The organism is Methanobrevibacter sp. (genome assembly GCF_030539555.1).
Classification (GTDB): Archaea; Methanobacteriota; Methanobacteria; order Methanobacteriales; family Methanobacteriaceae; genus Methanocatella.
This window is the reverse complement of sequence record NZ_JAUNXX010000015.1, coordinates 6,113-14,166: the sequence shown is the minus strand read 5'-3', so window position 1 is coordinate 14,166 and position 8,054 is coordinate 6,113. Positions and strand designations below refer to the sequence as shown.

General features: G+C 36.9%; 6 protein-coding genes and 1 pseudogene. 2 read left to right on the top strand and 5 right to left on the bottom strand.

The window, feature by feature from the left end:
* Positions 1-46: 46 nt before the first annotated feature.
* Positions 47-142, bottom strand: a pseudogene (locus tag Q4Q55_RS04745) (RNA-binding protein); the annotation flags it as partial.
* Between the two features lie 85 nt (positions 143-227).
* Here Q4Q55_RS04745 and Q4Q55_RS04740 point away from each other — a divergent pair.
* Positions 228-860 (top strand): queuosine precursor transporter, encoded by a 633-nt coding sequence (locus Q4Q55_RS04740; protein WP_303371675.1) that lies wholly within the window; start codon positions 228-230, stop codon positions 858-860.
* On the opposite strand, the gene Q4Q55_RS04735 is transcribed toward Q4Q55_RS04740, so the two are convergent.
* Together Q4Q55_RS04735 and thiC are read right to left on the bottom strand one after the other, a co-directional pair.
* Positions 857-2,515, bottom strand: coding sequence for an ATP-dependent DNA ligase (locus Q4Q55_RS04735; RefSeq protein ID WP_303371674.1), 1,659 nt, complete (start codon positions 2,513-2,515; stop codon positions 857-859). The two genes, Q4Q55_RS04740 and Q4Q55_RS04735, sit on opposite strands and share 4 nt — an antisense overlap.
* Positions 2,515-3,789 (bottom strand): phosphomethylpyrimidine synthase, encoded by a 1,275-nt coding sequence (gene thiC, locus Q4Q55_RS04730; RefSeq protein ID WP_303371673.1) that lies wholly within the window; start codon positions 3,787-3,789, stop codon positions 2,515-2,517. The genes Q4Q55_RS04735 and thiC overlap by 1 nt, the downstream gene beginning before the upstream one ends.
* Before the next feature lie 38 nt (positions 3,790-3,827).
* On the opposite strand from thiC, the gene Q4Q55_RS04725 reads away from it, so the two are divergent.
* Positions 3,828-4,562 carry a PolC-type DNA polymerase III gene (locus Q4Q55_RS04725; protein WP_368660139.1) on the top strand — a complete coding sequence of 245 codons (735 nt, stop codon included), beginning with the start codon at positions 3,828-3,830 and terminating at the stop codon, positions 4,560-4,562.
* On the opposite strand, the gene Q4Q55_RS04720 is transcribed toward Q4Q55_RS04725, so the two are convergent.
* A complete protein-coding gene (locus Q4Q55_RS04720) occupies positions 4,542-5,375 on the bottom strand; it encodes a methanogenesis marker 8 protein (RefSeq protein ID WP_303371672.1) in 834 nt (277 codons plus the stop codon). The two genes, Q4Q55_RS04725 and Q4Q55_RS04720, sit on opposite strands and share 21 nt — an antisense overlap.
* Positions 5,376-5,523: 148 nt before the next feature.
* Positions 5,524-7,725, bottom strand: coding sequence for a CDC48 family AAA ATPase (locus Q4Q55_RS04715; RefSeq protein WP_303371671.1), 2,202 nt, complete (start codon positions 7,723-7,725; stop codon positions 5,524-5,526).
* Positions 7,726-8,054: the final 329 nt, after the last annotated feature.

Here is an 8,054-nt window from a genome sequence, read left to right as displayed (position 1 = left end):
TTTAACCATAACAAAGCAAATCTAGCGAAGAAGTTTCAATTTCTTTAACTTCAATTGTTGGAGTAAACACCATTAAGCCGATCATTCCAATAAGGGAAGTTATTAAAGCTATTCTAAATAATTTGTCATCTGTAATTTCCATGAGTTTCTATTATTTTTCAAAGTAAAAATAGCCGATAGGATTTTGATTTGAAATATTTATCTAAAAGTAGAAATATAATATTATTATGTTTGAAAATTTGACTAAAACTGAATTGTATGCAATGCTCACTGGAGTTTTCACGGCATGCTTGATAGTTTCCAATATTATCGCGGGAAAGACTTTTGATTTTTTCTCATTTACATTGCCATGTGGTGTTGTTATTTTTCCAGTAATTTACATTGTTAATGATGTTTTGGCGGAAGTGTACGGTTATCAAAAAGCAAGAAATGTGATTTTGCTCGGTTTTTTCATGAATCTTGTTGCTGTAATCTGTTACAATATCACAATTCTGCTGCCTGCACCGGTATTTTTTGAAAATTCCCAAGCGTTCAGCATAGTTTTGGGAAGCACTTTTCGCTTATTGGTGGCAAGTTTTGTTGCATATCTTGCAGGGTCTCTGTTGAATGCGAAATTGATGGTTCACTTAAAAGGATGGGATGAGGATAAGCTGTTTTTCAGATGCATCGTTTCAACTCTTTTCGGTGAGGGTCTGGATGCGATAGTGTTCATTGTTATCGGATTTTTGGGAACAATGCCTTTGGAAGCCCTACTTTTAATGATTGTAGCACAGGCATTGTTTAAAACAGTCTATGAAATAATTGTTTTTCCAGTTACAAGAACTGTCATCTTTAGGGTTAAAAGATTGCCGGAAGTTTAATTTCCAGTGTTGTACATGGAAATTAATCTTTCAACGGTATCTGCATCCATCGGACTTTTGTCTTTTCTTATATTTTTCACGACAGGGAACCTTAATGAATAGCCGGTTTCATATTCTGGAGATTCCACGATTTCAGAAAATGCAATCTCCAAAACGATTTTAGGTTCAACTTTAATCTCACGGCCTTTGGTTGAAATTTCAAGTTCTTTCATTTTTGCTGTTAAATATTCAAGAGTCGCATCATCAAGACCTGTTGCAGCATAGGCAACGGTTTTGAAATCATCATTTTCGTCTCTAAGCGCAACCAGATAGGAACCGACAAAATCACCGCGCTTTCCGATTCCATAGGTTCCTCCGACGATAACCATATCCAGGGTTTCAGGTTCCGCTTTATATTTGAGCATTTTTTTACCTCGTAATCCTGGAATATATCCTTCATTACAGTCTTTAATCATTATTCCTTCGTGACCGCCTTCAATTGAGCTTTCAAATAGATCCTGGAGCTCATCAATATTGTCTGGAGTTCCAACTCTCATGGTACTTAAGTTCATTTCATCAACGGAAGTATCTACAATTTCTTCCAATGTGGCTCTTCTTACTTTCAGAGGTTCATCAATCATTGGAACTTTATAATACAATACGTCAAACAAAAATAATTTTAAAGGAACATTTTCAATAGCTTCCTCAACGTTATGTTTTCTTCTAACTCTATGCAGGATGTTTTGGAATGGTAAAGGCTTTCCATCTCGGGTGGCTATTACCTCTCCTTCTACAATATAGTCTTCGTGAGGAAGGTGTTCATCGAACAGTTCAACAATTTCAGGAAGTGCTTGGGTGATATTTTCAAGTCTTCGGGTAAATATTTTAATTTCCTCCCCATTTCTGTGGACCTGTAATCTGATTCCGTCATATTTTGTCTCACAAATTGCACAGCCCATTTCGGGTATTATTTCATCAAGGGGTGGTGCAAGCTGGGCCAACATTGGTTTAACAGGAGTTCCTGGCGTTAAATTGAGTTTTTCAAGTCCTGCGGCACCTTGTTCTTTGGCAGTTCTTGCAACTACTGAAAAATCATTTGTGAGCATTTGTGCTCTTTCCACTATTTTTTTATCAATATCAAATGCCTGAGCTATGGCATCGCGAACAACACCATCACCAACACCAATTCTTAACTCTTCTGTAATTGTACGGGTTAGATATTTGGCTTCGGTTGCACTGGCTTGTGAAAGCAATTCCAAAATGATTGCAATCTTACGGTTGGTTGAGCGTGAACCGCTTATTTGTGATAGTTTGCGCAGGCTATTGAAAACAAAATCGATTGTCAGTGGTTGTGAAAAGAAGGTCATTTGGGATTTCTTAGCGTATAATTTAATGCATGCAAGGCCAATGTCTCCCTCGTCACGAACGGCATCTTCAACTGCGGCCTGTGTTGTCCCTACAGCTTCAGCTACTGCTCTTTCAACTAGTTTTCCACCGATTCCAATTTCTTCTGAACTCCATGCGGGAAATACAACTCCTAAAATTAACAGCCCTACTTTTTCAATGGTGTCTGAATCCAGTTTCTTCAGATATTCGGATATTATCTCTGTTTTCTCGAGTCTTTTTGTAGTTGCTTCAAGTGCTGAGTAAACATCCACTAATTCCTGATACTTCATTAGAAATCTCCTTTGGCTATTTTTACTGCGCAATATTCTCCACACATTGCACACATCTCATTATCGTCAAGTTCACATTTGTCCCTGTATTTTCTAGGTTTGGATTTATCCAATGCCAGGTCAAATTGGGATTCCCAATCAAATTCCCTTCTGGCTTTTGCCATTGCACGTTCACGGCTCCATGCGGAGTCAAGTCCTTTTGCAACATCAGCGGCTTCCGCTGCAATTTTTGATGCAATCACTCCTTCCTTAACGTCTTCTAAATTAGGTAGGGATAAATGTTCTGCAGGGGTGACATAACATAAAAAGTTAGCTCCCGCAGTTGCTGCAATGGCTCCTCCAATGGCGCCGGTAATGTGATCGTAACCTGGTGCGATATCTGTCACCAATGGTCCTAAAACGTAGAATGGGGCACCATGACATATTGTCTTTTGAATTTCCATATTTGCCTTAATTTGGTTTAAGGGCATGTGTCCCGGTCCTTCCACCATTACTTGGACATTGGCATCCTGTGCTCTTTTAACAAGGCCGCCTAAGTTAACAAGTTCTTGTATTTGAGGGATATCACTTGCATCAGCCAGACAACCTGGTCTAAGGCCATCGCCTAAGGATAATGTAATGTCATATTCATAAGATAACTCTAAAAGATAATCGTAATTTTCATACAAGGGGTTTTCTTGGTCGTTATGATTGATCCAAGATGCCATGAATGTCCCTCCACGGCTTACAATTCCCATCATCCTTTTTGCATCTTTAAGTTTTTGAACTAAATCTTTTGTGATTCCGCAGTGGAGTGTCATAAAGTCCACTCCTTCTTTTGCCTGATTTTCGATAGCCTTAAATATATCGTCAGGGTCCATATCAATAATTTCTTTGTTTTTAGCTAAAGTTATAACGCCTGCTTCGTAAATGGGAACAGTTCCGATACAAATGTCGACGGCATCCATAATTTTCTTTCTGAAAAGTTTCAAATCAGAGCCGGTTGACAAGTCCATTAACGCATCTGCACCGTATTCCTGTGCTAATTTTGCTTTATTGATTTCCAAATCAATATCATCAATTTTCGATGAGGAACCTATGTTCGCATTAATTTTTGTCTTTAATCCTTCTCCAATGCCGCATGGTTTGGAATGTCCGTTAATATTTTTGGGGATTACTACTAATCCCTTATCAATTAATCTAACTAGTTTATTAATATCTATATTTTCATATTCTGCAACATATTCCATTTCCGGAGTAATGTTGCCTTTGTGAGCTTCACTTTTCTGAGTCAAGTTTATCCCTCTTATTGACTAATCATTATTAGTTATATATCTTCAAATATATAGAATTAATTAAACTTATATATTTTCAAGAGGGTGTTGTTATTAAAGTAATATTTTTTGATACTGAAACAAGCGGTTTGGATTTTATAAACAACAAGATAATCGAACTTGCAATGTTTACGGTCATTGACGGGGAAGTTGTAGACAGGTATGATGAATTTATCAACATCGGCGAACCGTTGGCTCCTAAAATCATGGAAATAACTGGAATAACTAATGAAAGGTTAAGAAATGAGGGGATTGATGAAAGAAATGCTGCATGTGATTTAAAAAAGAAACTTACTGCAGGAACAGTAATGGTTGCTCATAACTGCCAATTCGATTTGATGTTTATTTATTTCTTGTTGAAACGTTATTTTCCAAGTGAAGCTGATGATATTGTGTCAAATTTGTATTGGATTGATTCTATGACTGTTTTAAAAGATAGAAAGAATTATCCTCATAAGTTAATTGATGCTGTTAATCATTACAACCTTGAAAAAGTAAACTTTCATCGGGCGATTGACGATACAAAGGCGTTGTATTATGTGACATTGGCTATGAAAGAAGAGCGTGATGATTTAAAGGAATATATTAATATATTTGGTTATAATCCCAAGTATGGCGTAACAGGATACAGATTTCCATTCATAGAATACAAATCTCAGCCATATCATAACTGCGGTTTAGTCAATCCGGAAAGGATTTTGCCAAGAAAAAATCTAAATCATTGGGTAAGGTAAATCGGGATTGTCCTTTTTAGGTTTTTCGCCACCAATCTTTTCCAATCTCAATTCTAAAAATTTTTTTCCGTCTTCGGTTCTTGCATAAATCGGAATTGACTGGCCAACAATTTTCAAGCTTTCTTTTTCACCGATTTCACGGATATGTTTGGATGCGCAGGCGGTTGCTACATCGCATCCGTCAAATAATGTTCTTGCCTCTTCAGGAGTTCTTTTGGTTGTGTGAACTACAAAAACATAGATATTGATGTCGGGATATTCTTCTTTTAGTTTATTGATTGCTTCCATATCTTCTGCAAGGGCTATTGTAACTGCAATATTTTTATAACCCTGCTTTATAGCTAACTTTATTCCTTCAATTTGATTTATCTCAGCAGTTTCAGGATTAACAATATTTTTTTCGCCGATTTCAGACACCAGTTCTGGTATTGGGCTGGTTTTTACAAGGCCTGAAACCCTGCCTCCGATTCCCTGGACAAGTTCTCCTTCATTAACGATAACGGTTCCGCATCCTTCCAGAACCATAACTACACAATCAATCTCATGTTTTTCAAGCAATGTGCACATAATTTCTGAAATTCCAAAACTTAAAAAGTCTTTCATTCTCAACTGTCTTTTGGGAGTACACATTCCAAAATCATCAATTCTGAACTGAATATTTTTGCTGATCACTTCTTTTGTGAGTTTTTTGATTCCTCTGTGGTGGTCAAAGAGTGGACAATATTCAACTTCCGGTTCACTAACATCAACGACTTTACCGTCTTTTATGGTAATTTTACTTAAGCCTAACGCTTCGATTATATGTTCACTCATGTTTATTAATATTATAAAAATAGTATATAAAACATTTGTATTGAGGAGGTTGTGTGGGAAGGGTCTGTTCTTCCCACTAAATATGGTTAGAAAGTTTTTAATAACAATGAATAGGAGGAAAAAGGAAGAAAATCGGGGTTTTTCTTCCTTACATATACTGAACAAGCTGTTCTTCCTGGGCATTATTTCCAGGTTTGACTTTATCAATTGCTTCTTTGAAGTATTTATATGGGATTTCTGCTGATTCTAAATCATTTCTTAATGTGAGCATTGCTGCTTCACGACATACTGCTTCAATGTCCGCTCCGACATATCCTTCAGTATTTTTAGCCAATTTTTTGAGGTTGACATCTTTGGCAAGAGGCATATCTTTTGTGTGCACTTCAAAGATTGAAAGTCTGGCTTCTTCATCTGGTTCACTGACTTGAATGTGTCTGTCAAATCTTCCAGGTCTCATTAGTCCGGCATCTAAAATGTCCGGCCTGTTGGTAGCTGCAATAATTGCTACATCTTCTAATTCTTCTAAACCATCCATTTCGGTTAATAATTGGTTTACAACTCTTTTTGTGACTCCACTATCTCCATCATTACCGCTACGGGTACTTGCTATTGCATCGATTTCATCGAAAAAGATCACAGTTGGGGCTGCTTGCTTAGCTTTTCTAAATACTTCACGCACGCCTTTTTCAGATTCACCAACCCATTTTGACAAAAGTTCAGGGCCTTTAACTGAAATGAAGTTGGCTTCACTTTCACTTGCTACTGCTTTTGCAAGCAATGTTTTGCCGGTTCCAGGAATTCCGTAAAGTAATGTTCCTTTAGGAGGTCTTATTCCTAAGCGTTGGAATGTTTCAGGATGTTTCAAAGGCCATTCTACTGCTTCTTTTAGCTCCTGTTTGACATCTTCAAGACCGCCCACATCACTCCATTTGATGTCTGGAATTTGTACAAGAACTTCCCTTAAGGCTGAAGGTTGGATTTCCTTTTGCGCATTTTTGAAGTCATCTCCGGTCACAACGATTTTTTCCATGACTTCTTTTGGAATCTCTTCGTCATTCTGTATTTCCGGCAAAATCCTTCTGACTACTCTCATAGCGGCTTCTTTACACAATGATTCCAGATCTGCTCCCACGAATCCGTGTGTGGTATTTGCGATTTTATCGAGGTCAACATCATCTGCAAGGGGCATGTTTCTTGTATGGATTTCCAGCACTTCTTTTCTTTCTTCTGAATCAGGCACTCCAATTTCAATTTCACGGTCAAACCTTCCAGGTCTTCTTAAAGCAGGGTCAAGTGAATCAGGTCTGTTGGTTGCACCAATGACAACTACTTGTCCTCTGGATTTAAGACCATCCATTAATGTTAAAAGTTGAGCAACTGTTCTTCTTTCAACTTCTCCATTAGTTTCTTCTCTTTTTGGAGCGATTGCATCAAGTTCATCTATGAATATGATTGAAGGGGAGTTTTCTTCTGCTTCCTCGAAGTATTCCCTTAAGTTTTCTTCAGATCCTCCGACATATTTGCTCATGATTTCAGGTCCGTTAATTGCAATGAAATGAGCATCACTTTCACTTGCTACTGCTTTTGCAAGCAATGTTTTACCGGTTCCCGGAGGGCCATGCATTAATACTCCTTTTGGTGGGGCAATACCTAATTTTTCAAAGAGTTCAGGTCTTTTTAGAGGAATTTCAATCATTTCTCTTACTTTTTTAACTTCTTCCTTTAGCCCACCGATATCCTCATAGCTCACATCTACAAGGTTTCCAACACCTTCAATTTTGCTTACATCTACTGGGGATTCGTGGAGTTGTACTTCGGTATTTGGACCTACTATAACGATGTCTTTTGGATTTGTGGATATTACTGCAAATTTGATTTCTTTCATTGCAGGGGTGAAGTCCATTAATTCATCGAATAAACTATTGAAGCCCATATTCATACTTGGTCTTGGTGCTCTAATCTGTGATCCGATGATATCTCCTTGCACCATTACTTTGCCTGCAAATAATCCTCGTACATCACCTTGTACGCGTATGTTATTTTCAATAGGAGCTAAAACAACTTTTTTAGCTTCTGTTGCTTTGGTTTTCTTGATTGTAACTTCACCGCCGATTGTTGCTCCGGAGTTTTTACGTACTAACCCATCGATTCTGATAACTCCAAGACCAATGTCTGTCTGTGAAGGAAGTGCGATAGCTGCAGTTCGTCTATCACCAACTATTTCAATTAAATCTCTTTCGCTGATGCCTAAATCATCCATGACATTTGGATCAAGTCTTGCAATGCCTTGACCAACATCTTTTTGGGAAATTGCTTCTGCAACTTTTAGTGTGATTCCATTTTCTGCCATATTTATCATCTCCTTTAATGGCTGTAATTCAATAATTGTAATTCATGTCAAATCTTTTTGTAACTTTTTGTTAGTTTATTTCTGATTGACAATATAACATAGTATGTTTTACTATATAAAGCTTTCGGTCAAAAATTCAAAAATTTCTTGTTGTATTAATCTTTATTTTATTTAAAAATAGATATTTTTTATTATTTTTAATTATATAAAATATCAAAAAAAAGTAAATATTTTATCAAATTTTGTCATAATTTTCTTATTTTTTTCAAGAAAAAAACTTTAAAAACAAAAACATACCTCATATAGGATGCAAAATGGCGCAAAAAGGG